Below are 24,186 nucleotides of genomic sequence, written 5' to 3'. Positions count from 1 at the left end.
ATAGATCCATGGCGTCGATGCGCAGTGTTTCAGTCCTTCAGGCCCAGTTCGTCCATCAACGCACCGCGCAGTTTGAACTTTTGGATCTTCGATGCCGACATCGGCCATTCGTCGATGAAACGTATATGGCGCGGGACCTTGAAGGAAGCGAGGCGCTGGCGGGTATAGGTGATGAGTTCCTCCGCCTCGACTTCGACATCGCCTTCGCGTTCGACATAGGCGGCGGGGATTTCCGCCAGCCGCTCGTCCGGCAGCCCGACCACCTGCGCCAGACGGACCGCCGGATGGGTCGCCAGCACCGCCTCGACTTCGGCCGCGGCAACATTTTCCCCGCCCACTTTCAACATATCCTTGAACCGGCCGTGGAACATGACATGGCCATGTTCGTCGATCGAGCCGATGTCGGCGCTGTGATACCAGCCGTCGGCGTCCAGCGCCTGCGCCGTCTTTTCAGGATCCTTGTAATAGCCGTCGAACAGATTGTAGCCGCGAATGAGAATTTCGCCGCGCTCGTCCACGCCCTTTTCCTCGCCGGTCTCGGGATCGACGATCTTCATCTCTATACCGGCCAGGGGGAAGCCGAGCTTCCTGAAGCCCATTTCCGGGTCCATCGTATAGCCGCCGGTGGTGACGATGCCGGCCGCCTCGGTCATGCCCATGGTCCCGACCTGAAGCATGTTGGGCGCCTTCTCCCGATAGGCCTGACCCACGCGATCCGGCATGAAGGCGAAGCAGCTGTTTTGCAGGCGCACCGACGACATGTCGGTCCTGGTCCAATCGGGATGGGTGATCATGGCCTGATGGAAGGTGACGAAGGGCAGGAACATCATCGTCACGCCTTCTTCCTCGATCTGCCTGAGACTCTCTCCGGCATCGAAATGCGGCTGGCCGATGAACGTGCCCCCCACGTCGATCGCGCCGAGCATGCACAGCATCGCGGCGATATGGAACAGCGGCAGCGGCGACCAGGCGCGCTCGTCGGGCTGGAAGGACCAGCGATAGCGGGCGAGATTCGATGCCTCCCGGGTGACGGCCTCGTGGCTGAGCAGGCACCCCTTGGGATTGGCCGAGGTGCCCGACGTATAAAGGATCATCGCGGTATCGCGGACTCTGACGGTCAGGCGGGAGGCGTGGATATCGGCCTCGTCCACCTGTTGCACCGCCGCGTCGAAGGTTGCCTGATCGATGAAGCCGGGGACCGAACGCCCGCCCAGCATGACGATCCGCCTGAGCAGAGGCGCGCCGGCGAGCGTCAGGGCGGCAGGGTCGGTGGCATCGGGCAGGTCGGGGAAGGCCTCCACCAGCCGGTGGCCGAAATCGATATGCTCGCTGACCATGTCATTGGTGATGATCGCGGCCAGATCGGCATTTTCCGCGACATAGGCCATTTCGGGCGCCTTGTAGCGCGCGTTCATCAGCACGGAGACGGCGCCGCACATCGCATTGGCGAACAGCGTTTCGACAAATTCGATGCTCGACGGCAGCAGGATGCCGACATGGTCGCCGCGCTGGATGCCGAGCGCCTTCAGCCCGCGCGCGCGTCTTAGGACGCTTTGTACGACATCGTCATATGTCTTGCGTTCCCCCGGAAAAACCAATGCTTCCTTGTCGGGCGCCTTGTCCCATCCTTTGAGAAGCAGATCGCCCAGGGTGGTTGCAGAGATACGGAATGGGGCGCAATCTTCGCCTTGTGTGACCACGGATGTCCGCTCCTAAAAATGCCGGTCAGCTGTCGATGACGATCAGATTGCAGCCATCGCTCCTGTCTGCGCCTTTCGTTGGATAGGTGCAGCTTTGTCTTCCGGCTCCAAGAGCAGGTGCAGAGATTTTTGCATCACTGGTCGGGAATTCACGATGGAAGCCTATGTCTACGATCATGTACGGACGCCCCGCGGCAAGGGCCGCCCTGATGGCGCGCTGCATGAGATCACCTCGGTCGAAATGGCGACGCAGCTGTTGAAGGCGCTTCAGAGCCGCAACGATCTCGACACCGGGCTGCTCGACGATGTGATCATCGGCATGGCCCAGCCGGTCGGCGAGCAGGGCGGGGTGCTGGCCCGCGCGGCGGTGTTGCAGGCAGGCTATGCCCAGACCGTCGCGGGGCAGCAGATCCATCGCTTCTGTGCAACCGGTCTCGATGCGGTCAGCCTGATCGCGGCGCAGGTGCATTCCGGCATGATCCAGGCGGGTATCGGCGGCGGCGTCGAGTCGATGAGCCGCACTGTCATGGGCTATGACTCGGGAGCGTGGACGTCCGATCCGTCGGTTGCCTTCAGCAATTATTATGCGCCCCAGGGCATCGGCGCGGACCTGATCGCGACGCTCGATGGCTACACGCGCGAGGATGTCGACAATTTCGCCGTCGAGAGCCAGCGCAAGGCCGCCCATGCGTGGGAAAACGGCTTTTTCAAAAACTCGATCGTGCCGGTCAAGGATGTGCTGGGCGAAGTCGTGCTCGACCATGACGAGCATATGCGCCCCGGCACCACGGTGGAAAGCCTTGCCAAGCTCAAGCCCGCCTTCGAAGGGTTCGGCAAGGCCGGGTTCGAGGCGGTGGCGAAGGCCAAATATCCCGAAATCGAAGATCTGAACTATGTCCACCATGGCGGCAACAGCTCGGGCATCGTCGACGGCGCGGGCCTGGTTCTCGTCGGGTCGAAGGAATTTGGGGAAAAGGCTGGGCTCAAGCCGCGTGGTCGCATCCGTTCCTACGCCAATATCGGGTCGGAGCCGACGATCATGCTGACGGCGCCGGGGGCGGTGTCGCGCAAGGCGCTCAAGGCGGCCGGCATGACCGAGAAGGACATCGACCTGTGGGAGCTGAATGAAGCCTTCGCCAGTGTCGTCATGCGCTTCCAGCGGGAACTGAACGTCCCCGACGACAAGATCAACGTCAATGGCGGTGCAATCGCGATGGGCCATCCGCTGGGCGCGACCGGCGCCATGATTCTGGGCACCGTGCTGGACGAGCTGGAGCGGCGGAACGCGGAAACCGGCCTCATCACCCTGTGCGCGGCCAACGGCCTCGGCACGGCTGCCATCATCGAGCGCGTCTGAGCGCGCACACCAAACTATAGAGCGGGACATCCCATGAAGACTATGCGACTGGAAAAGGCCGAGGACGGCTTTGCGATCCTGACCCTCGACGCCGAAGGCTCGATGAACGTCGTCAACGATGCTTTCATCGCCGACATGGAAGCGGCGACCAAGCAGATTGCCGAGGACGACAGCATCAAGGGCGTCATCCTGACGTCCGGCAAGAAGACGTTCATGGCCGGTGCGGACCTCAAGCAACTGGTGAACGGGTTCGGCACGCTGACGCCGCAGGAAGCCTATGCCTTTTCAAAGCGCGCGACCGACATGCACCGCGCCATCGAGCAATCAGGCAAGCCCTGGGTGGCGGCGATCAACGGCCTGTCGCTGGGCGGTGGGTTCGAGCTGGCGTTGGCTTGCCACCGCCGCATCCTGGTGGATGATGCCAAGGCGCAGGTCGGCCTGCCCGAAGTCAATGTCGGCCTGCTGCCCGGATCGGGCGGTACGGTGCGGCTCGGCATCATCGCGGGCATGAAGACCGCGCTCGACCTGCTGCTGTCGGGGCGCTCGGTCGGTCCGCAGGAAGCGCTCAAGCTCAAGATCGTGGATGAGATTGTCCCCGCCGACAGGCTGATCGACACGGCCAAGAGCTGGCTCGCCACCGGCCCGGATCCGGTCAAGCCCTGGGACGTCAAGGGGTGGACGCCGCCGCAGAAAAAGGGCCTGACCGTGCCCGAGGATTCCGGCGCATACATGATGTATACCGGCGGTCTCGCCAAGGTGGGTTATAACCAACCCGCGCCGGCCGCGATCCTGAACTCGGTGTTCCACGGAATGCAACTGCCCTTCGACAAGGCGCTCGCGGTCGAGGGCAAATATTTCGCCAAGCTGCTGACCGATCCGGTCGCACGCAACATCATCCGCACCACTTTCATTTCGAAGCAGGCGGCCGAAAAGGGCGCGCGTCGCCCTGAAGGCTTCCCCAAGTTCGAAGCCAGGAAGATTGGCGTGCTGGGCGCGGGCATGATGGGGGCAGGCATAGCGTTCGTGTCGGCCAATGCGGGCATCGAGGTCGTGCTGATCGACCGCGACGTCCCGACGGCGCAGAAGGGCAAGGACTATTCGGCCAAGGTGCTGGGCAAGCTGGTCGAAAAGGGCAAGCTGACGCAGGACAAGGCGGACGCCGTTCTCGCCCGCATCACCCCGACCGACGATTTCGCGCTGCTCGATGGCTGCGACATGGTGGTCGAAGCCGTGTTCGAGGATACGGCGATCAAGGCCGAAACCACGAAGAAGGCTGAAGCGGTGCTGCCGACGCAGGCCATTTTCGCGTCCAACACCTCGACCCTGCCGATCTCGCAGCTCGCCCAGGCGTCGCGGAGCCCCGACCAGTTCATCGGTCTGCACTTCTTCTCGCCGGTCGACCGCATGGGTCTGGTCGAAGTCATCATGGGCAAGCAGACCAGCAAGGAAACGCTGGCCAAGGGGCTCGACTTCATCGCGCAGCTGCGCAAGACGCCGATCGTCGTCAATGACAGCCGTGGCTTCTACACGAGCCGCGTCTTCCAGATGCTGATCCACGAAGGCGCAGCCATGCTGGCGGAAGGCGTGCCGCCGGCGGTGATCGAAAATGCCGCCAAGGCGGTCGGAATGCCGGTCGGCCCGCTGGCGCTGCTGGACGAACTTACCCTCGATCTGCCGCTCAAGATCGTGGATCAGGCGATCGCCGAGGAAGGTGAGAAATATACGCCGCCGGCGGGCGTCCCCGTGATGCGCCGGATGAAGGACGAGATCGGTCGGTCGGGGCGCAAGACCGGCGGCGCCTTTTACGACTATCCCGAGGGCGGCAAGAAGCATCTCTGGAAGGGGCTGGCCGAACATTTCCCGGTCAAGGACGGCTGGGATGTCGAGGAGCTCAAGACGCGCTACCTCTACGCCCAGGCAATGGAAACGGCGCGCTGTCTTGAGGAAAATGTGCTGGAGACGCCGCAGGATGCCGACCTGGGCGCCATTTATGGTTGGGGTTTCCCGAGCTGGACCGGCGGCACGATCAGTTACATCGATACGGTGGGGATCGAAGCCTTCGTCAAGGAATCCGACCGTCTCGCCCAGCTCTATGGCCCGCGCTTCCTGCCGTCGGCATGGCTGCGCGACAAGGCGGCGAAAGCCGAACCCTTTTATGCGTCCGCCAAGGGCGCGACGGCCAAGGAGCCGATCCCGGCATGAGACGCCTGATTTTCGAGCCGGAACATGAGCAATTCCGTGACAGCGTCGTCAAGTTCATGAGCGCCGAAGTCGGCGCCCATGCCGAACGCTTCCGTGAACAGGGCATGGTCGATCGGGAGCTGTTCCTGAAGGCCGGCGAGCAGGGGCTGCTGTGCACCTGGGCGGATGAGAAATATGGGGGGGCGGGTATCGACGATTTCCGCTTCGAACAGATCATCATCGAGGAGAATATGCGCCATGGCGACATAGGCTTCTACATCAATCTCCATAATGATCTGGTCGCGCCCTATATCGCCAAGCTGGGAACCGAGGAGCAGAAGGACCGCTGGATGCCCGGCATCGTCAGCGGCGAGAAGATCCTCGCCGTCGCGATGACCGAACCGTCGACCGGCAGCGACCTTGCGGGCATGCGCAGCAACGCAATCGACAAGGGCGATCATTGGCTGCTCAATGGCGCGAAGACCTATATCTCCAACGGCATCCTCAGCGATCTGGTGATCGTTGCCGCGCGGACCGACCCGAACAGCCGTCACGGCCTCGGCCTCTTCGTCGTCGAGCGCGGCATGGAAGGGTTCGAGCGCGGCCGCAAGCTCGCCAAGATGGGCATGAAGGCGCAGGACACCGCGGAGCTTTTCTTCAACGACGTCAAGGTGCCCAAGGAGAATGTGCTGGGCGATCCGACGCAGGGCTTCAAATATCTGGCGCGCTTTCTTGCGCAGGAACGGCTGGTGGCCGCGATCGGATTCATGGCGACTGCGCAGACAGCCTTCGACATCACGCTGGATTATGTGAAGGAGCGCAAGGCGTTCGGAAAGCCGATCGGGGCCTTTCAGAACAACCGGTTCAAGATGGCGTCGATGCGGGCCGAACTGGACGCGATCCAGACCTATGTCGACCAGTGTGTGCTGCTGCTCAATGCCGGGGAGCTGACGGCGGAGGACGCATCTTCGGCCAAGCTGCTGGCGAGCGAACTGGAAGGCCGGGTGATGGACGAGTGTGTTCAGCTGCACGGCGGCGCGGGCTATATGGAGGAATATCGCATTTCCCGCATGTATACCGACGCACGCATCAGTCGCATTTTTGCCGGCACTTCGGAAATCATGCGCGAAATCATCGGTCGTGGGCTGGGGCTTGACGAGCGCAAGCTGTCCTGACGGCTGAACCGGGGATAAGTCGGATGCTGAACGTCGAACAATTGCGCCGTTTCCGGGTGCCCGAAGCACAGGATGTCTGCGATCCGCGCGGGGCGATCCTCTATGCGCTGGGGGTCGGCGCGGGGCTCGGAGCCATAGCCGAGCAGCATCTGATCTTCGAGCGTGATCTGGCCGTGTTGCCGACCATGGCGCTGGTTCTGGGGACACCCGGATTCTGGCCCATGGCGCCGGAACTTGGCTGGGACTGGCCGCGCATTCTGCATGGCGAGCAGACGCTGAAACTGTTTTGTCCACTCGAACTGGGGCAACTGGTCAATGGCCGGATCGAGATTATCGGTCTCGCAGACAAGGGGGTGGGCAAGCCCGCGCTTGTGCGGGCGAAACGCGTGCTCACCACGCCCACCGACCGGCTGATCGCCGAAATGGAGGAAGTGTGGGTCTTGCGGGATGCAGGTGGTTTTGGCGGCGCGCGCAATCTTGACGGGTCGGAGCCGGTCGTCATGCCGGAGCGGCCAGCGGACGCGTTCCTCGACCTGCCGACGGCGTCCAATCAGGCAATGCTGTATCGCCTGACCGGCGATCGCAATCCTCTGCATATTGATCAGGGCACGGCGCAGGCGGCCGGTTTCGATCGGCCGATATTGCATGGGCTTGCCACCATGGGGCTGGTCGGCCGCGCATTGACCCATCTGTGCTGTGACGGCGATCCGGCTTCATTGACCGAAATGCGGGTCCGGTTTACCGCGCCGGTCTGGCCGGGGGAAACGGTCCGGACGGAGGTCTGGCGCCACGGCGACGAAATATCGTTCCGGGCGAGCGTGCCCGACAGGAACAGGATTGTGATCGATGGCGGACATGCGCGCATCGGTGGTTTCAAGGAAGAACGGGACGCATTGAAGTGAAGATATTGGACGGTAAGATTGCACTGGTTTCCGGCTCTGGGCGTGGCATTGGCAAGGCCATTGCGCTGAAACTTGCAAGCGCCGGGGCTCATGTCGTGGTGAACGACCTGGACGAGGATGTGGCGAAGGCAACGGCAAGCGAAATCGAAAGCCTGGGCGTCCGCACCGTGGTGTGCGTGGGCGATGTGACGGAAGCCGATTTCGGCGACAAATTTGTTGGAACGGCGATCGCGCATTTCGGAACGATCGACATCATCGTGAACAATGCGGGATATGCGTGGGATTCCGTGCTTCAGAAGACGAGCGACGAGCAGTGGATGGCCATGCTCGACGTGCATCTCAATGCCCCATTCCGCATTTTGCGCGCCGCGCAGCCGGTGATCGCCGCCGCGGCGAAGAACGAGATTGCGGAGCACGGCCGGGCCAAGCGCCGGACGGTCATCAATATATCCTCTGTCGCCGGGCTTGGCGGCAATGCCGGGCAGTCGGGCTATGCGGCGGGCAAGGCGGGGATTGTCGGCCTCACCAAGACGGTGATGAAGGAATGGGGGCGGTACAATGTCACCGTCAATGCCGTGGCTTTCGGCGCCATCATGACCCGCATGACCGCCGGCGAGGCGGGCAGCTCGACCATCAACGTCAAGGGCCGGGACATCAAGGCCGGCGTCAGCGACGAAATATTGGAAGCCATGGAAAAGGGCATCCCGCTGGGCCGTGCCGGAACACCGGAAGAAGCGGCCGGGGCCGTTTACCTGCTGTGCCTGCCCGAAGCGGATTATATCACGGGCGAGGTGATTGTCGCGGGCGGGGGCTGGAAACTCTGAGTGGAAGCGGGGCGGGCCCTTGCGCCCGCCCTTGTTCAGGCGGGCCAGCTCGGCGTTCGGCCCTGCATGCCTTCGAAGATGGGACGCATCGGATCGGGCACTGATCCCGCCCCGATGCCGGTGCCGAAATTGATGCCCCGTCGCTCATATATCCGCCATCCCTCGGCCGTGCGCCGCAGCCTGTCCTCATAGCCGCCCACCGCCAGAAGGTCTGTCGGGCGCAGGGGATCGGCGCCGGGGATCGCGAACCACTGCCAGGCCATGACGCGGCTGGCCGCGCGGGCTTCGTCGCCCTGCACTTCGATCACCAGATTGGTGATATTATGCGAACAGCCCATCATTGCGCCCTGATAGCCCATGCACTGGGCATGGATGGCTTCGCGCCCTACGGATCGCGCGCTGCCGAAGTCGATCGAGCCATCTTCCGTGAATATTTCCTCCGCGATGCGATGATATTGCATCGAATCGACCAGATGGGCGTAGCGGTAGATGCATTCCTCGATCGCGAGGCGATCCGCCAGCATGGGGAGGTCGATCGTCATGGCAAATACCCTTCTTTACCGACCGCGAGGGTGGTCGTGATCTTTGGTTCCTTTCAACCGCAGCCGACCACCCCGCCGTCGACCGGAATCTGGGCGCCGGTGACATAGGCGCCCGCGCGCGAACACAGGAAAATGACGATGCCGGCAATATCGTCCGGCGAACCCAGACGTTTGAGCGGAATATGCGCCAGCAGGGCAGGATCGACCTGATCCTCGTCCCGCATATGCGCCGTCATCTTGGTTGGGAAGAAGCCGGGAATGACCGCATTGACGGTGATGTTGCGTTCCGCCAGATCGCCCGCCAGATCGCGCGTCATCATATGGACCGCGGCCTTGCTCGCGGCATAGCTGTATGCGCTGAGCCGCTCCGTCTTCATGCCCGCGACCGAACCGATGTTGATCACCCGCGCCGGATCGCCCAGCGTCCCGACAGCGCCCAGTTCAGGCAGCAGTTCCCGGATCATGGTGAAGGGCGTCTGGACATTCACGGCCATCACGCCGGGCCAGGCCTTGTCGGGGAAGCTGTCGATCGGCCCGCCCCAGGTCTTGCCCGCATTATTGACCAATATGTGGCACGCGCCGACCGCATCGCGATAACGGGCGACGAGATCGACCGCCGCCTCGGGTGTCGACAGGTCTGCGGGGAGGGGGATGCACGGTCCCAGCGCCGCCATTTCCCGGGCGGCCTCTTCGCAGATGTCGGCCTTGCGCGATGTGATCGCGACCGTCGCCCCGGCCCGCAGCAGACCTTCGGCGATCATGCGGCCCAGCCCCTGTGCGCCGCCGGTGACCAGCGCCTTCTTGCCGGTCAGGCTGAACAGATCGCTCACATCGTCACCACGACTTTGCCGAACTTATGCTGGTCGCGCAGATGCAGAAGCGCTTCCTTCGCCTGTGCGAGCGGATAGGTCGCCTCGATCACCGGCTTGATTTCATATCGCTCGGCAAAGGCGAGCATGTCCTTGAAGTCCTGCGGGTCGCCGACCTGGCTGCCGACGATGCTGGCGCTCTTCAGGAAGATGTCGGTCGCGTTGAACTTGATCTCATTGCCGGCGGTCGAACCATAGATGACGATGCGCGCGCCCGGATTGATGGCGCGGACATAATTGGCGAAGCTGGGCGAGGGCGCACCGTCCAGCACCACATCGATGCCGCCGGTCAGCTTGCCGACCTGCTTGCGCCAGTCGGGATCGGTGTAGAGCAGGCCGCCCTTGGCCCCCATCGCCACGGCCCGATCGATCACGTCCTGATTTTCGCCGGTGACATAGACATTGGCGCCCTTGGCGACGGCGAAGGCAAGGCCGAATGTCGCAACGCCGCCGCCCACGCCGCTGATGAGCAAGGTTTCCCCCGCCTCCAGCCGGCCCTTGAACATCAGCGCGCGCCAGGATGTCAACGCCGTCAGGGGCATGGCCCCGGCTTCCTCGAAGCTCATGAAGGCGGGCTTGGGCGCCAGATTGTCGACCGGCACGCAGATATATTCAGCGATCGTGCCGGCAAAGGGCATGCCGAGCAGGCCGAAATCGGCGGCCGGCGCATGGCGGTTCGGCCCCCAGTTGCGCGCGGGATACAGAACGACCTCATCGCCTTCGCTGACGCCGGTCACGCCCTCACCGATCATGTCGACGACGCCCGCGCCATCGCAGCCCAGCGTGATCGGCACAGTCATGCCGGGATATTGACCATGCGTGATGAACAGTTCGCGATGGTTGATCGACGCCGCCCGCAGTGCGACGCGCACCTCTCCCGGACCGGGCACCGGCGTTTCGACTTCCGTCACCGCAACGGATTCAGGGCCGTCGGTCCGTTCGAGATAAAGGGCCTTCATGGTCAACCTTTCCTAATATCCTGCCTGGCGCCGCGAGCTGCGTGGCAACAACCCTTGCGTGACGGCCCCGGCTTTTCCGTTCCGAAGCTGGACATTTTTCCGGCTCATTGGGAACCTATCTGTGGATAGGAAAAAGGGATTGCGTTTATAGATTCATCGCTCAGAATATATTTCACACAATAAAACGAATCGTGCGAAGGCGCGTGCTCAGGAGAGAACAGCATGACCGTTGTGCCGACAACCATCTTGCCGCCCCGGTCGACGCATAGCCCAATCCGGCGCGCCGCGCTGGTGGCGTTGACCGACAAAGTGGCTCAGTCGCGCATGACGGCGGTGTCCGCCCCCGCCGGAAGCGGGAAGACAACGGCCATGCTGTTCTGGGCGGATGAACTCAAGGCCCGGGGGCGTCCCGTTCTCTGGCTGGCGGCGCGGGCGGGATTAGGAAGCAAGCAGTCGTTTCTCCAGGCATTGAAGGCCGCCGGGATCGTCGCGGGCCTGCCGTGGGAAGACCTGAAAAGTAATGCATCCGATGAAAGCTGGCTGTCCATCATCGCGATGATGGGGGATGTGCGACCCGTCATCATCATTGATGACGCGCAGTTGCTGGCCAAACCGATCCTTGAATTTGTGGCGCAATTGTCGTCCAGCGCGCGGGATGCGCTCACCATCATCATTGCCGCGCGTGGGACGGTCGGACTGTCGCTGGCGCGCATGCGCGCGCTCGGATTTCTGGTCGAAGTGGGGGTCGCTGACCTGTCCTTCACTTTGACCGAAGCGACCGAGCTGGTCACCCGGTCGATCGGAACGCCGGTGGATTCGCGCGATCTACAGGACATAGTGGGTGATACACAGGGCTGGGTTTCCGGTATTGTGATCGCATGCGACCTCTATCGTCGTGCCGGCGAAGGCGCTGGAAATCTTCGATTGACGGGCCTCCGGCCGGAATTCGCCGAATATTTTCATGATGAAGTATTGAGCCTGCAGCCGGACGATGTCCGTCGCTTTCTGGTCGACACCTCGATACTCGACGAACTGACCCCATCCGCCTGCGCGGCAGTAATGGAGGATGAAAATTCCCGGGCGATGCTGGACCATGTCTTCCGCGAAGGTCTGTTTCTGCATGCCATCGATCAGGAACATAGCCGCTATTCCTATCACCGGCTGTTTCGTGAAATGGTCCTCGGCAGGCTCATGGAACGCGCGCCTGGCCGTGCCGCCGTCATGCATCGACGGGCGAGCGACCATTTTGCGGAAAATGGGCAGCTTATCATGGCGATCGAACATGCGCGGCTGAGCGGCGATAAGGCGTTTCTCGCCGACCAGCTGGATCGTCTGGCCGAAGGACTGACCTATTCGGGATATCTGTATCGCATCGACGAACTGGGCGCGGAACTGCCCTGGCCGATCCTGGCCGAACGTCCCAACCTGCTGCTGGCGCTGGCGTGGAGACGTATCCGCCAACTGGCATTTTCTTCGGCGGACAGACTGATTTCCGCCGCGAGGCAGGCCTGTGAAGCCCGGCGCGAGGCGCAGTCCCTGCCCGCACATGAAATCGAGCAGCTTGACCTGCTGATCCGCCATCGCTTCGTGATGCTGGCGGCGGCGCGCGACGACATGGTCAGGGTCGAGGCGGACTCCGAGCCGCTGCTCGCCGAACTGGCCGACAGTCACGCCTACCTCAGCTGCACCTTGCTGGCGCAGCTCATGTCGGCGCGGCGGGAACTTTATCATTTTCAGGACATGCTCAAGCTTGAGGCGGAAACCAGCCGCGCCCTCTCGCGCCCCGGATCGGCTTTTGCGTCCATCGCGCTGAAGGCCTCAGTCGCGCCCACCATGATGGCGCAGGGCAAGACCCCCTTTGCCCAACGGTTTCTGGAAGAAGCCTTTGCGCTTGCGGTTGAGATCCATGGTCCGGGTTCCGGCCTGGCTGCGCTTCCTGCCTTGCCGTTGGCCGAGTTGCTTTACGATGCAGGCGATCTTGAACAGGCGGCGGATCTGGCGGAGCAGTATCTGCCGGTCGTGCGGCAATGGGGATTTTCCGATCAGATGGCGTCCGGCTATCTGGTCAGCGCGCGTTTGCGGGCGGCACGGGGCGATTTGCCCGGAGCGCTTTCGACGCTCAACGACGCCCATCTCGTGGCGATCGAATGTGGACTTGATCGCCTGCGCTCCTTCATCGTGGCAGAGGAAGTGCGGCTGCTGATCAAGGCGGGGCAGATTGAGGAGGCCGAGCAGCATTTTCTGGCGGGCGATCCGCAGCTGGACGGCGAACCCATTCCGACCTTGCACCCGACGCGGCGCAACGAAAGCATCGCGATCGCCTGGCTCCGGATCGAGATGCAACGTCACCGGCTTGGACGGGCGCGCAAGGTAGCCCATCGCTGGCTCGAATTCGTCAAGCGCGCGGGGGCGGTGCGTTCGGCCGTGATCTTCGAACTGCTGTTGGCGGAAATCGCCGTGCTTCAGGGCAATCGGTCCGAGGCGCGAAGGGCTGTTCGCGCCGCCGTCGAAATGGCCGAACCTGCCGGATGGGTGCGGGTCTTCATCGATGAGGGCGAGGTGATCGCGTCTCTCATCATCGAAGCCTATTCGCAGGGTCCGGAACTGGAAACGCCCGCCGATCGCTTCGCCGTTCGCCTCGTGTCGCTATTGCGCAGAGGACCGCAGATCGAAGCGGATGAGGACGAGGAGGATGATTTCGGTCTGACCGGGCGCCTCGCCAACCGCGAGGTCGACATTTTGACGATGGTGAGCGGTGGCTTGCGTAACCGGGAAATCGGCGACCGCCTGGGTCTGACCGAAGGCACGGTCAAATGGTATATGCAGCAAATATATGACAAGCTGGGCGTGCGGCGCCGGCCGCAGGCGGTTCTGAGGGCGCGGCAACTGGGTATTTTGCCCTGAAGCGCGCGCGGCTTCCTATCGAAGGATAGATTGCGCCGTTCGCGCAACCTGCGAACCGCGCAATCTGCGCGAAAGGAAATATCATGGCAAAACGCAAGGTCATCATCAGCTGCGCGATTACAGGCGCAATCCACACGCCCTCCATGTCGCCCTATTTGCCCGTGACTGCGGAGGAGATTGCGGAATCGGCGGTCGGCGCGGCGGAGGCGGGCGCGGCCATCATCCATTTGCATGCGCGCAATCCTGTCGATGGGCGGCCGGACCAGAATCCCGATCTGTTCGAACCCTTCCTCAAGGTCATCAAGCAGCGCACGGACGCGGTGCTGAACCTGACCACGGGGGGGCACCCCTCCATGACGGTGCAGGAACGTATTCGTCCCGCCCAGACTTTCGCTCCTGAAGTTGCCAGCCTCAATATGGGCACGATGGGCTTTGGTTTGTTCCCGATGCTGGATCGCTACAAATCGTTCAAGCATGACTGGGAACCGGCAGCGCTCGAAGCGTCGCGCGACCTGGTGTTCAAGAATACCTATGCTGATATCGAATATCTTCTGACAACTTTGTCACCACTGGGCACGCGGTTTGAATTCGAATGCTATGACACCAGCCATCTTTACAATCTGAAATATTTTCTCGACCGCGGTCTCGTAAAGGCGCCGCTGTTCATCCAGACCTGCTTCGGCATATTGGGCGGCATCGGCAGCCATCCCGACGATATCATGCACATGAAGCGGACGGCCGACCGGCTGTTCGGCGACCAATATGAATGGTCCGTGCTGGGGGCTGGCGCGCGCCAGATGAGCATTATCGCCATGGCGGCATCCATGGGCGGCAATGTTCGCATCGGTCTGGAGGATTCGCTGTGGGGCGGTCCGGGCCGGCTCGCTGAAACCAACGCGGAGCAGGTGAAGACCGCACGGCAGATCGTCGAAGGCATGGGTCTTGAAATCGCCACGCCTGATGAGGCGCGCGCCATGCTCGACCTCAAGGGCGCGGACCGGACGAATATCTGATGGCGGAAAAAAGCGGGCCGCTGGCCGGTATTCGCCTGCTGGAGATCGACGCGATCGGCCCCGTGCCGCTCGCGGCGATGCTGTTGGCCGATATGGGCGCCGAGATCGTCCGCATAGCCCGGCCGCCATCGGCGGGGGTGGGGGACTGGGACGATGTGGGGGGCGATATCCTGCATCGCAGCCGGGCGGTGGCCTATCTCGATCTCAAGCGGGACGCGGATCGCGAACAGCTGCTGGCATTGATCGAGCGGGCGGACGGGTTGATCGAGGGATACAGGCCCGGCGTCATGGAACGCCTTGGGGTCGGTCCCGATGTCTGCCTGGCGCGCAATCCGCGGTTCGTGTTCGGACGGATGACGGGTTGGGGGCAATCCGGGCCGCTCGCGCTGCGGGCGGGCCATGACATCAATTATCTGTCGATCACCGGCGCTCTCCACGCCATGGGTGAGCGGCAGGGGACGCCGCCGGTGCCGCTCAATCTGGTGGGCGATTATGGCGGCGGTGCGATGTTCCTGATCTTCGGCCTGTTGAGCGCGCTGCTTGCGGCGCAACGGACGGGGCAGGGGCAGGTCGTCGATGCCTGCATCACCGACGGCGTCGCGTCGTTGATGAGCCTTTTCTATGCGTGGCAGCCCAAGGGTTTGTGGGAAGATGCGCCCGGCTCCAATCTGCTGGACGGCGCGGCACCCTTTTATCGCTGTTATGAATGTGCCGATGGGCGGCATGTCGCGGTGGGATGTCTGGAACCGAAATTCTTTGCCCAGATGGTGGAAGGACTGGGTCTTTCCGATCGGCACTATGACCAGAATGATCGGGAAGGCTGGCCCGCGATGCAGGCGGACTTTGCCACGGTGTTCCTGACGAAAAGCCGCGACGAATGGGCTGCCCTGTTTGCGGCCGGCGATGCCTGCGTCACGCCCGTCCTGTCGATGGAGGAAGCGCCCCGGCATGCGCATAATGCGGCGCGTGGGACTTTTGTGCGGCGGAACGGCATGGCCCAGCCAGCGCCCGCGCCGAGATTGTCCCTCAATGCGGGCGGCATCTGCGAGCCTTCGGCCGTGCCGGTCGCCGACCTGATCGCAGCCTGGTCCTGATCTGCCATCGCAGCCATGCATAGCGCATCGGTGCGGCGCAAATACAACATCTGAGCCGTTTGTTCTGGATTGGCGCAAATCCTATCCGGCGATAGGTGGTTAATGAGGCTGAACGCTGAATTTGCCGCAGGTCATCACGCTTGCGCCGCGCGCAGGTGGCAGCGATAACTGGTTCAAGGAGAGGATTTTTATGCGATTGGCTGCTCTGAAATTGGCATTGGTTGCGAGCGCCGCGGCTGTTGTTTTCCCCTCATGGGCTCAGCCCGTAACCTCGGCCGAACCGCAGGCGGAAAGCGCGAATGCGGGTGACATAGTTGTCACAGCCCGTCGCCGGGAAGAGCGGCTGCAAGATGTGTCCGTCTCCATTTCCGCCTTCTCTTCGGAGGCGCTGGAACGCAGCACCGTTCAGACGGTCAGCGACGTGAAGACGATCGCGCCGGGTTTCACCTTCTCATCCGAAGGGGGCAAAGATAACGTCGCCCTGACCCTGCGGGGCATTGGCCAGTTGCCGCTGGGCGAAGTGACGCCGGGCGTCGTCATCTATCTCAACGACACCCCCTTGCCGTCCGTCGGGTCGAACGTGCCGACCTATGATATCGGCAGCATTCAGGTGCTCAAGGGGCCGCAGGGGACGCTGTTCGGCCGTAACACGTTGGGCGGGGCGGTCGTGATCGGCAGTCAGAAGCCGAGTTACGCGTTCGAAGGCTATGTGGAGGGCACTTACGGCCGCTTCGATTATCGCGAGCTGGAAGGCGCGGTGAATATCCCGATCATCGAGGATAAGATCGCCTTCCGCGCGGCGGGCCAGATCCGCCGGCAGGACCCGCGCAGGATCGCCTTCGACGGTGGCCCGGGCTTCGACAATATCCATCAGGACGCCTTCCGCCTGTCGCTGCTGGTCGAGCCGGTCGAGGGCCTCAAGAGCACGACCATCTATGAATATTTCAAGGGCGATGAACTGGCCGGCGGCCTTTATCTGCTGCGTGAGAATTACCCCTTCGCCGCGCTGGGGCTGGGGGTAGTCGAGCCGCAGGTGCAGGCGGCGCTGCAGGCGCAGAAGGCCAATCGTCGCGGATCGTTCGATGGCGGCATCAACGGCGGTGCGGCCTATCGCAAGACCACGTCTATCACCAATGATACGTCTTTCAGCTTTGGCGATCTGACGCTGCGCAACATTTTCGGCTATCGCAAGAATTACAGTTATCAGCTGATCAACACCGGCGGCCTGCCGCTGCTGCAGATACCCACGGGTCTACCGTCTCCCGCGCCTTCGGCCGTGCCGTTCACCCTGTTCACAGCGTCATCCGTGCTGGATCGGCAGTATCTGACGAATGAAACCCAGTTGCTGGGCGACTTTGGTTCGTTCAATTTCATCGTTGGCGCATTTTACAATAATGACAAGCCGGACGGTCCCAGCGGGTCGCAGTTCACGGCATTTTCCGTTGGTGGCGTCCCTGCTCCGGCGGTGACGGCGCATGTTCGCAACAAGAACTGGGCGGTCTATGGCCAGATCGGTTATGAATTTACCGACAAGCTGAAGCTCAATCTGGGCGCGCGTTACAGCTGGGACAAGGTATCGGCCTGCGGTGGCACCATCGGCACGAATTATGTCGATGAAGCCACTTGCCTCAACACCGCCGCCCTAGGTCTGGCCGACGGCGTCGGCACGGTATCCAACAAGGGGCAGGAGCCGAGCTGGACCATCGGGCTCGATTACAAGGCGACGCCGGACTGGCTACTCTATATCGTGTCGCGGCGCGGCTATCGGGGCGCCAATGTGAACACGCCGCTGTTCGAAACGCCCTTTACCACGGGCGGCACAAACCCGGCCTGCGTCGCGACCGGAGGCGTGTGCGCGGATCTTCGTCCTTTCCAGAAAACGGGAGAGGAAAAGATCACCGACGTCGAGATCGGTTCCAAATATGATTATCATGTCGGATCGGCACGCGGGCGCCTCAATATCGCCGCCTATTACAGCAAATATAAAAATGCCCTTCAGTTCCTGAACACGCAGACGACCGTTCCGAATGGCACCCCGGATTCGCCGACCAACGGGTCTTTGGCCGCCAATGTCGCGGATCTGCGGATTTGGGGCGTGGAACTGGAAGCATCGATCAGCCCCGTGCGGAGCCTCACCGTCGGTTTCAACGCCGCCTATACCAATGTGAAGGTGGAAAGCCTGACCGTTCCAGCGGGGCTGCCTTCGACGATCGTGCTGGGCGAGGGCCAGATCAACAAATATTCGCCCAGCTTTTCCGGCACGGCCAGCGTCAGTTGGACCCTGCCGATCCGTCCGGCTGACGGCGATGTCGTGCTCAACGCCGACCTGTTCATGACCGACGATTTCGGCGGTCAGAACGGCGAAAAGCTGCCGGGTTACCAGTTGGCCAATGCACGGCTGGACTGGCGCGGGATCGGGGGCACGGGCCTTGATCTGGGCGTCTATGTGAAGAACCTCTTCAACGAGAAATATTTCTCGGCCTCCAGCGTTCTTCTGCCGTCCTTCCCCACCAGTTCGGTCTATGCGGGCGATCCGCGGACCTGGGGCGTCACGGCCAAATATACATTCTAAAACGCCTGTGAGGGGGGAGGGTGAGCGATCCGTCCGCCTTCCCCCTCTACAAGGACAGGTTTGCGCCGAGGCGGCAGGGCGTAGGAAGTTCCCGAGAGGATGGCCATGAAGCTCGGCATATGCAGCATGTGGGGGGACAGGCTGGACGGATTTCGCGAAGAAGTCCGTCTTGCTGCCGATCTCGGTTTCGAGCTGATCACTGTGGGCGATTCGCCAGCGGGTTGGCACGAACTCTATGTGTCGCTTACCCTCGCTGCACTGGACGCCCCGAAAGCGACTTTGGCGCCGCTTGTCACATCGCCCTTCATGCGGCATCCGCTGGTAACGGCTTCCGCGCTCAGCACGATCGACGATCTTTCCGGCGGGCGCGTGGCATTGGGCCTGGCGACGGGCGGCAGCACGGTTCTGGCCATCGGGCGGCCGCCCGCCACGCAAAAGGAAATACGGGCGGAACTGGCGGCGCTTCGGGACCTGTTTGCCGGACGGCCGGCGGAGCTGAACGGAGCGGAGATCAAGCCGCTCCGTTTTGCCCGGCCGATTCCGATCTATTATTCCGCCTTCGGTCCCAAGGCGCTGGCTCTGGCGGGCGAGCAAGCCGATGGCGTCATATTGTTCGCGGGTGAACGCCATCTCGACGCGCTGAAGGACCGGATCGATACGGTCCGGGCAGCGGCGCAGGCGGCGGGGCGGGACCCTTTGTCGATCGATATTTGGGTCGTTTCCTTCGCCTCGATCCGTCCCAGCCGGGACCAAGCCATTGACGATCTCAAGGCGTTCATCGTCGTCAACGGCATGGCCTTCCGCACGCCCGAAACGCTGGCGCGTGTCCCGACGCAGTTTCGCGGCAAGATCGATGAACTGCACGCGCGCTATGACCCGACCGAACATGTGGTCGTCGGCGGCAGGAATGTGGCCTTGATGGAAGAATTGGGGCTGACCGGGTTTCTGGCGGATTTCGATACGTTGGCAGGACCCGTCGACGCGGCCACGGACATGCTGCGGCAACTTGAGGCGATGGGCGTCTCGACCTTCATCGCGGCCTTGCCCGGACATGCGGCGCCGCTAGAAACCATTCGCGGGCTTGCCCTGGCGAGGAGTGCGATGTGACACTGGATCTACTGCATCTGAGCGAAGACGAAGCGGCCGGGATTGCGGCGGTGCTGCGATCCCCGTCCCTTGCGGACATGATGGAGGCAGCGGAGGCGATGACGGTCGCAGCGCATGGCCGTCGCGTGACCTATTCGCGCAAGGTCTTCATCCCCCTCACCAAATTGTGCCGCGACGTCTGCCATTATTGCACCTTCGCCACCACGCCGGCCCGCGCCGGTGATGCCTATCTCAGCAGAGACGAGGTTCTGGCCATTGCCCGCGCGGGGGCGGCGGCCGGATGCCGGGAAGCCCTTTTCACGCTCGGCGATAGGCCGGAGGCCCGCTATGCCGCTGCGCGTGAGGCTCTCGCGGGGCTTGGGCATGACTCGACCCTGTCCTATCTTGCCGAAATGGCGGAACTGGTGTTCCGCGAGACGGGCTTGCTGCCTCATCTCAATCCCGGTCTGATGGACAGCGCCGACTATGCGCTGTTGAGGCCGCATTCCGCTTCCATGGGCATCATGCTGGAAAGCAGTTCCGACCGGCTGTGCGCACGCGGCGGCCCGCATTTCGGTTCGCCCGACAAGGAGCCGGCCCTGCGATTGGCCGCCATCGAGGAGGCCGGACGGGCGCGCGTGCCATTCACGACCGGCCTGCTGATCGGCATCGGCGAAACCCGCGATGAGCAGGTGGAAGCGCTGGTCGCCATTCGCGATCTGCATCGCCGCTACGGCCATGTTCAGGAAGTCATCATCCAGAATTTCCGCGCAAAGCCGGGAACGCGGATGGCGGATCATGCCGAACCGTCGCTTGACGATCATCTTTGGGGCATCGCCGCCGCGCGGATCATCCTGGGGCCTGAGATGACGATCCAGGCACCGCCCAATCTCCACGATCGCGTCGATCTGGCGCCGCTGATCCGGGCCGGCGTCAATGATTGGGGCGGGGTGTCGCCCGTGACGCCGGACCATGTAAACCCGGAGGCGCCCTGGCCGCATCTGGAGATATTGGAGGACGCCACCAAAGCCGCGGGCCGCATATTGATGCAGCGGCTCGCCATCGGTCCGCGTCATGCGCTCGCCGCGCGGGATTGGGTAGCGCCAGCCATCGCCACCCAGATCCTGCGTGCCATCGACGGGCGGGGATTGCCCAAGGTCGACGACTGGTCCGCAGGGCATGGCGATCCCGCGCCCGACATCATGGCCGTGGAGCCCGTTCTGGCCTCCCGATCGGTCCTCTCCATCCTTGCCGCGGCGGAGGAGGGTGAGCGGCTGAGCGAAGCGGACATTGTCACCCTGTTCGATGCCGAGCAGGATGATTTCACCGCCATCGTCAACCAGGCCGATCGGTTGAGGCGGCAGGCCGTGGGCGACATGCTGACCTATGCGGTCAACCGCAACATCAACTATACCAATATCTGCCTCTACAAATGTGGTTTCTGCGCCTTCTCGAAGGGCAGCACCAAGGCCATGCGCGGTCCGGCCTACAGGCTCGACATGGAGGAGATCGGACGCCGCGCGGCCGAAGCCTGGGATCGCGGCGCGACCGAAGTCTGCCTTCAGGGCGGGATTCATCCCGATTATGACGGTCACACCTATCTTGATGTCCTGAAGGCAGTGCGTGAGGCCGCGCCCGATATTCATATCCATGCCTTTTCGCCGCTGGAGGTGACGCACGGTGCGCGCACGCTCGGTCTGCCGCTGGAGGATTATCTGGCACGGCTGAGGGAAGCGGGGCTGTCCACGCTACCCGGCACGGCGGCGGAGATACTGGATCCCGAAGTTCGCGCCATCATCTGCCCTGACAAGGTGACGGCGGATGAGTGGATCGAGGTGATGCGCGTGGCGCATGGGGTGGGCCTGCGCAGCACGGCGACGATCATGTTCGGCCATGTCGAGGAATATCGCCATTGGGCGCGCCATCTGCTCCGCATCCGCGGGTTGCAGGAGGAGACGGGCGGCTTCACCGAATTCGTGCCGCTGCCGTTCGTGCATATGGAATCGCCGATCTGGCGCAAGGGGCTGGCACGGTCCGGGCCAAGCTATCGGGAGGCCGTGTTGATGCACGCGGTGGCGCGCATCGTGCTGCATCCGGTGATCCCCAATATCCAGGTGTCCTGGGTGAAGATGGGACCGGAAGGGGCCGCGGCGATCCTGAATGCAGGCGCCAATGACATGGGTGGCACGCTGATGGATGAATCGATTACCCGGGCTGCCGGTGGCGTCAATGGGCAGGAATTCGGGCCTAAGGAAATGCAGGCTCTGGCGGCCTCGGTGGGACGGCCTGTCCGCCAGCGCACGACACTTTATCAACCGGTGCCGCCACGGCCCCTTGCCTTATCGGAGACGCTATGACCGACCTGCAATATCCGGTGAAGGACAAGGTTGCGATTGTCACCGGCGGAGGAACCGGCATCGGTCTGGCCACCGCGCTCATGCTGGCGGGCCGTGGGGCGAAGATCGCCGTGGCAGGGCCGGAGGCTGCGCCGCTCGATGAAGCCGTCGCGCGGGTCGAGGCAACTGGCGGAGAGGCGATCGCCCTCATCATGGATGTCACCGACGAGGAGACGGTGGCGAACGGCATCGCCCAGGTCGTGGATCGTTTCGGCAGGCTCGACATCCTGCACGCCAATGCAGCGCAGACCGGTATGTTGGCCGGTGATGGGCTGATCGCAGATATGGATGCCGACTTCTGGGACCGTGCCTTTGCGGTCAACCTTCGCGGGGCGATGCTCACCGCAAAACATGCCATCCCGCGCATGATCGCTGCGGGCGGCGGTTCGGTCGTCTTTACCGGATCGGGCAAGGGCCTCGCCGGGGATCTCGACTTTCCCGCTTATGGCACGACCAAGGCCGGCCTGCTCAGCCTGTCCCGCTATATCGCCACGCAATATGGAAAGCAGGGCATCCGGTCCAATGTCGTCGTTGTCGGGCTGGTGATGACGGAGGCTCTGGACCGCAACATGCCGCCGGAGGCACAGGCGCTGATGCGGGAGCATAATATGGTCGACTATCTCGGTCGGCCGGAGGATATTGCAGAGGTAGTCGCGTTTCTGGCATCCGATCAATCCCGCTACATCACCGGCGCTTCGATTGTCGCCGACGGCGGGTTCACGTCCCATTCCGCGGTATTTGCAGACATGATGCGCTTTACCGCCAACCAATCGAAGGACATTCTATGACATTTCCTGCCATTGCCGTCGTCGGCGGCACCGGCAATCTGGGCGCTGCGATCGCCTGGCGGCTGGCGCGTGCCGGTTATCCCGTGACGATCGGATCGCGAAAAGCCGAAAGTGCGGAAAAGGCAGCCTCGGAACTGGGGCACGGTCTGCGCGGGGGCGCCAATGCGGATGTCGCGGCGGAAGCGGACATTGTCATCGTGACGGTGCCCTTTGCCGCACAGGAGGCGACGCTTCGCGACATTGCCCCCCATGTCGCGGGCAAGCTGGTCGTGGACACGACTGTCCCGCTCGTTCCGCCCAAGGTGATGCGCGTCCAGTTGCCGGATGAAGGCTCCGCCGCCCAGAAGGCGCAGGACGTGCTGGGACAGGATGTCACGCTGGTCTCCGCTTTCCACAATGTCGCCGCGCACAAGCTGGCGAAGGATGTCGATGTCGGGTGCGACGTGCTGGTATTTGGCGATGACAAGGATGCCCGGGCGCGCGTTGTGGCACTGGCTGATGCCATGGGGTTGCGGGGGCTGCATGGTGGTGCGCTCGTCAATTCCGCCGCTGCCGAAGCGCTGACGTCGATCCTGATCTTCATGAACAAGACTTATAAGGTCGACGGCGCGGGCATTCGCATCACGGGCGAACTCGTGCCGCTGGAGGCGTGACGCTGCCTTGACGGGTTCGAAGGAATCCGCCCATCGAAAGCCCTGACCCTCTCTTCGGACAGGGCACGGCTGATGGTGAGGATGGGGGAAGGGCATTTTGCCGTGCCGAAAATCGTCGGGCACAGATTTCAGGGCGGCTTCCCCTTCCGGCGGGAAGGTGCCGCGCACCCCGCCCCGTCTATCCTTTCGCCCGGAGAATATGGGAGGATCATCATGAAGCTCAACATCGGCGTTCCCAACAGCATGCACGTCGCCGCGATGACGCAGCCCTGGGAATATGCTTTGACCGGAGATGACATCGGACAGGCGGTGGCGACGGCCGATCGACTTGGTTTCCACAAATGCATGCTGGGCGAACATTTCATCATCCCACAGGAACATATAGCGCTGTCGGGCGACCATTATGTTCATGGGACGGTTGCACTCGCCTTCCTCGCCGGTCGTACCAGGAACATGAAGCTCAGTTCCTCGGTGTCGATCCTGCCTCTGCAAAGCCCGATCGTTCATGCCAAGGCCTGGTCGACGCTCGACTGGCTGAGCGGCGGCCGGGCCACGGCCTTGTTCGGGGTCGGCTGGCTGAAGGAAGAGTTCGACATGCTGGGTGTGGATTTCCACCAGCGCGGGCGCATGGCCGATGAATATGTCGCCGCGATCATGGAACTGTGGACATCGGAAAAGCCCGAATTCGAGGGCGAGTTCGTCCGGTTCAGAAATGTCGGGTTCGCGCCCAAGCCGGTGCAGCAACCGCGTCTGCCGATCTGGTTCGGGGGCGATGCCGAACCGGTGCTCAGGCGCGTGGCGAAATTCGGCGACGGCTGGTCGCCCTTCCGCACCCCGCCGGAAAAATTCCCGGAATGCCTCGACTTCATCCGTTCGCAGCCTGAATATGACGGACGGCCGATCGACATGTTCTTTGCGCTCGAAATGCTCAATGTCGGCGCGCATCATGAGATCATGGATGACCCGCGCGCGCCCGGGACGCGGGACGCGCAAAAGGTCATCGATCAGGTGGGCTGGCTGAAGGAACTGGGGGTCAATGAAACCATCGTTCCGCTGCCGCCGGGCATATCCGGGCTGACCGAATATCTTGAGCGGCTCCAGTGGGTGGCCGAGGAAATCATGCCCAAAATCTGAAACCTGCCGGGGGAAAGGCGCGAGCTGGCGCGCTTTT

General features: G+C 62.8%; 18 protein-coding genes. 14 read left to right on the top strand and 4 right to left on the bottom strand.

What is annotated here, in order from left to right:
- Positions 1–29 precede the first annotated feature (29 nt).
- A complete protein-coding gene (locus tag K426_RS23810; RefSeq protein WP_066562994.1) occupies positions 30–1,700 on the bottom strand; it encodes a class I adenylate-forming enzyme family protein in 1,671 nt (556 codons plus the stop codon).
- A 154-nt stretch (positions 1,701–1,854) separates the two neighbouring features.
- Here K426_RS23810 and K426_RS23805 point away from each other — a divergent pair, with 154 nt between their 5' ends.
- The 5 genes from K426_RS23805 to K426_RS23785 are packed head-to-tail and all read left to right on the top strand — an operon-like array spanning position 1,855 to position 8,139.
- A complete protein-coding gene (locus tag K426_RS23805) occupies positions 1,855–3,057 on the top strand; it encodes an acetyl-CoA C-acetyltransferase (protein ID WP_066562992.1) in 1,203 nt (400 codons plus the stop codon).
- 33 nt (positions 3,058–3,090) lie between these two features.
- Positions 3,091–5,259, top strand: coding sequence for a 3-hydroxyacyl-CoA dehydrogenase NAD-binding domain-containing protein (locus tag K426_RS23800; RefSeq protein WP_066562991.1), 2,169 nt, complete (start codon positions 3,091–3,093; stop codon positions 5,257–5,259).
- Entirely contained in the window at positions 5,256–6,413 is a 1,158-nt protein-coding gene (locus K426_RS23795) for an acyl-CoA dehydrogenase family protein (protein ID WP_066562990.1), read from the top strand. Before K426_RS23800 ends, K426_RS23795 begins: the two co-directional genes overlap by 4 nt.
- Positions 6,414–6,436: 23 nt before the next feature.
- Positions 6,437–7,315, top strand: coding sequence for a MaoC family dehydratase (locus tag K426_RS23790; protein WP_066562989.1), 879 nt, complete (start codon positions 6,437–6,439; stop codon positions 7,313–7,315).
- On the top strand, positions 7,312–8,139 hold the full coding sequence (locus K426_RS23785) for an SDR family NAD(P)-dependent oxidoreductase (protein ID WP_066562988.1): 828 nt from the start codon (positions 7,312–7,314) through the stop codon (positions 8,137–8,139). Before K426_RS23790 ends, K426_RS23785 begins: the two co-directional genes overlap by 4 nt.
- A 35-nt stretch (positions 8,140–8,174) precedes the next feature.
- On the opposite strand, the gene K426_RS23780 is transcribed toward K426_RS23785, so the two are convergent.
- Genes K426_RS23780 through K426_RS23770 form a run of 3 tightly spaced genes read right to left on the bottom strand, consistent with a single transcriptional unit; the run spans position 8,175 to position 10,509 of the window.
- Entirely contained in the window at positions 8,175–8,681 is a 507-nt protein-coding gene (locus K426_RS23780) for a nuclear transport factor 2 family protein (protein ID WP_066562987.1), read from the bottom strand.
- A gap of 53 nt (positions 8,682–8,734) precedes the next feature.
- A complete protein-coding gene (locus K426_RS23775) occupies positions 8,735–9,511 on the bottom strand; it encodes an SDR family oxidoreductase (protein WP_066562986.1) in 777 nt (258 codons plus the stop codon).
- Positions 9,508–10,509 carry a quinone oxidoreductase family protein gene (locus tag K426_RS23770; protein WP_066562984.1) on the bottom strand — a complete coding sequence of 334 codons (1,002 nt, stop codon included), beginning with the start codon at positions 10,507–10,509 and terminating at the stop codon, positions 9,508–9,510. The genes K426_RS23775 and K426_RS23770 overlap by 4 nt, the downstream gene beginning before the upstream one ends.
- Before the next feature lie 222 nt (positions 10,510–10,731).
- Between K426_RS23770 and K426_RS23765 the strand changes: the two genes are divergently transcribed.
- The 9 genes from K426_RS23765 to K426_RS23725 all read left to right on the top strand — a co-directional run bounded on the left by K426_RS23765 (position 10,732) and on the right by K426_RS23725 (position 24,149).
- Positions 10,732–13,413 carry a LuxR C-terminal-related transcriptional regulator gene (locus tag K426_RS23765; protein WP_237230092.1) on the top strand — a complete coding sequence of 894 codons (2,682 nt, stop codon included), beginning with the start codon at positions 10,732–10,734 and terminating at the stop codon, positions 13,411–13,413.
- A gap of 83 nt (positions 13,414–13,496) precedes the next feature.
- Positions 13,497–14,426 carry a 3-keto-5-aminohexanoate cleavage protein gene (locus tag K426_RS23760; RefSeq protein WP_066562982.1) on the top strand — a complete coding sequence of 310 codons (930 nt, stop codon included), beginning with the start codon at positions 13,497–13,499 and terminating at the stop codon, positions 14,424–14,426.
- Positions 14,426–15,520 (top strand): CaiB/BaiF CoA transferase family protein, encoded by a 1,095-nt coding sequence (locus K426_RS23755; RefSeq protein ID WP_066562981.1) that lies wholly within the window; start codon positions 14,426–14,428, stop codon positions 15,518–15,520. Before K426_RS23760 ends, K426_RS23755 begins: the two co-directional genes overlap by 1 nt.
- Positions 15,521–15,710: 190 nt before the next feature.
- Positions 15,711–18,092: a TonB-dependent receptor gene (locus tag K426_RS23750; RefSeq protein ID WP_066563907.1), complete on the top strand. Its 2,382-nt coding sequence runs from the start codon at positions 15,711–15,713 to the stop codon at positions 18,090–18,092.
- Between the two features lie 99 nt (positions 18,093–18,191).
- Positions 18,192–19,199 carry an LLM class flavin-dependent oxidoreductase gene (locus K426_RS23745; protein WP_066562980.1) on the top strand — a complete coding sequence of 336 codons (1,008 nt, stop codon included), beginning with the start codon at positions 18,192–18,194 and terminating at the stop codon, positions 19,197–19,199.
- The gene (gene cofH, locus K426_RS23740; protein WP_066562979.1) at positions 19,196–21,535 is read left to right on the top strand and encodes a 5-amino-6-(D-ribitylamino)uracil--L-tyrosine 4-hydroxyphenyl transferase CofH; all 2,340 of its coding nucleotides are present in this window, start codon (positions 19,196–19,198) and stop codon (positions 21,533–21,535) included. Before K426_RS23745 ends, cofH begins: the two co-directional genes overlap by 4 nt.
- Positions 21,532–22,362: an SDR family NAD(P)-dependent oxidoreductase gene (locus tag K426_RS23735; protein ID WP_066562977.1), complete on the top strand. Its 831-nt coding sequence runs from the start codon at positions 21,532–21,534 to the stop codon at positions 22,360–22,362. Before cofH ends, K426_RS23735 begins: the two co-directional genes overlap by 4 nt.
- Positions 22,359–23,015, top strand: a complete 657-nt coding sequence (gene npdG, locus K426_RS23730) for an NADPH-dependent F420 reductase (RefSeq protein ID WP_066562976.1) — start codon at positions 22,359–22,361, stop codon at positions 23,013–23,015. Before K426_RS23735 ends, npdG begins: the two co-directional genes overlap by 4 nt.
- 213 nt (positions 23,016–23,228) lie before the next feature.
- Entirely contained in the window at positions 23,229–24,149 is a 921-nt protein-coding gene (locus K426_RS23725) for a TIGR03619 family F420-dependent LLM class oxidoreductase (RefSeq protein WP_066563905.1), read from the top strand.
- Positions 24,150–24,186 lie beyond the last annotated feature (37 nt).

It is taken from the genome of Sphingobium sp. TKS, from assembly GCF_001563265.1.
In the GTDB taxonomy this organism is placed as follows: domain Bacteria; phylum Pseudomonadota; class Alphaproteobacteria; order Sphingomonadales; family Sphingomonadaceae; genus Sphingobium.
The sequence above is the reverse complement of the archived record's forward strand: the minus strand, read 5'-3'. Positions and strand labels throughout refer to the sequence as shown.

Bases quoted from the DNA above. Each gene is read 5' to 3' on its own strand.
- K426_RS23805 (WP_066562992.1), top strand. From the start codon at position 1,855: ATGGAAGCCTATGTCTACGATCATGTACGGACGCCCCGCGGCAAGGGC.
- K426_RS23800 (WP_066562991.1), top strand. From the start codon at position 3,091: ATGAAGACTATGCGACTGGAAAAGGCCGAGGACGGCTTTGCGATCCTG.
- K426_RS23795 (WP_066562990.1), top strand. From the start codon at position 5,256: ATGAGACGCCTGATTTTCGAGCCGGAACATGAGCAATTCCGTGACAGC.
- K426_RS23790 (WP_066562989.1), top strand. From the start codon at position 6,437: ATGCTGAACGTCGAACAATTGCGCCGTTTCCGGGTGCCCGAAGCACAG.
- K426_RS23780 (WP_066562987.1), bottom strand. From the start codon at position 8,681: ATGACGATCGACCTCCCCATGCTGGCGGATCGCCTCGCGATCGAGGAA.
- K426_RS23770 (WP_066562984.1), bottom strand. From the start codon at position 10,509: ATGAAGGCCCTTTATCTCGAACGGACCGACGGCCCTGAATCCGTTGCG.
- K426_RS23765 (WP_237230092.1), top strand. From the start codon at position 10,732: ATGACCGTTGTGCCGACAACCATCTTGCCGCCCCGGTCGACGCATAGC.
- K426_RS23760 (WP_066562982.1), top strand. From the start codon at position 13,497: ATGGCAAAACGCAAGGTCATCATCAGCTGCGCGATTACAGGCGCAATC.
- K426_RS23755 (WP_066562981.1), top strand. From the start codon at position 14,426: ATGGCGGAAAAAAGCGGGCCGCTGGCCGGTATTCGCCTGCTGGAGATC.
- K426_RS23750 (WP_066563907.1), top strand. From the start codon at position 15,711: ATGCGATTGGCTGCTCTGAAATTGGCATTGGTTGCGAGCGCCGCGGCT.
- K426_RS23745 (WP_066562980.1), top strand. From the start codon at position 18,192: ATGGCCATGAAGCTCGGCATATGCAGCATGTGGGGGGACAGGCTGGAC.
- K426_RS23735 (WP_066562977.1), top strand. From the start codon at position 21,532: ATGACCGACCTGCAATATCCGGTGAAGGACAAGGTTGCGATTGTCACC.
- npdG (WP_066562976.1), top strand. From the start codon at position 22,359: ATGACATTTCCTGCCATTGCCGTCGTCGGCGGCACCGGCAATCTGGGC.
- K426_RS23725 (WP_066563905.1), top strand. From the start codon at position 23,229: ATGAAGCTCAACATCGGCGTTCCCAACAGCATGCACGTCGCCGCGATG.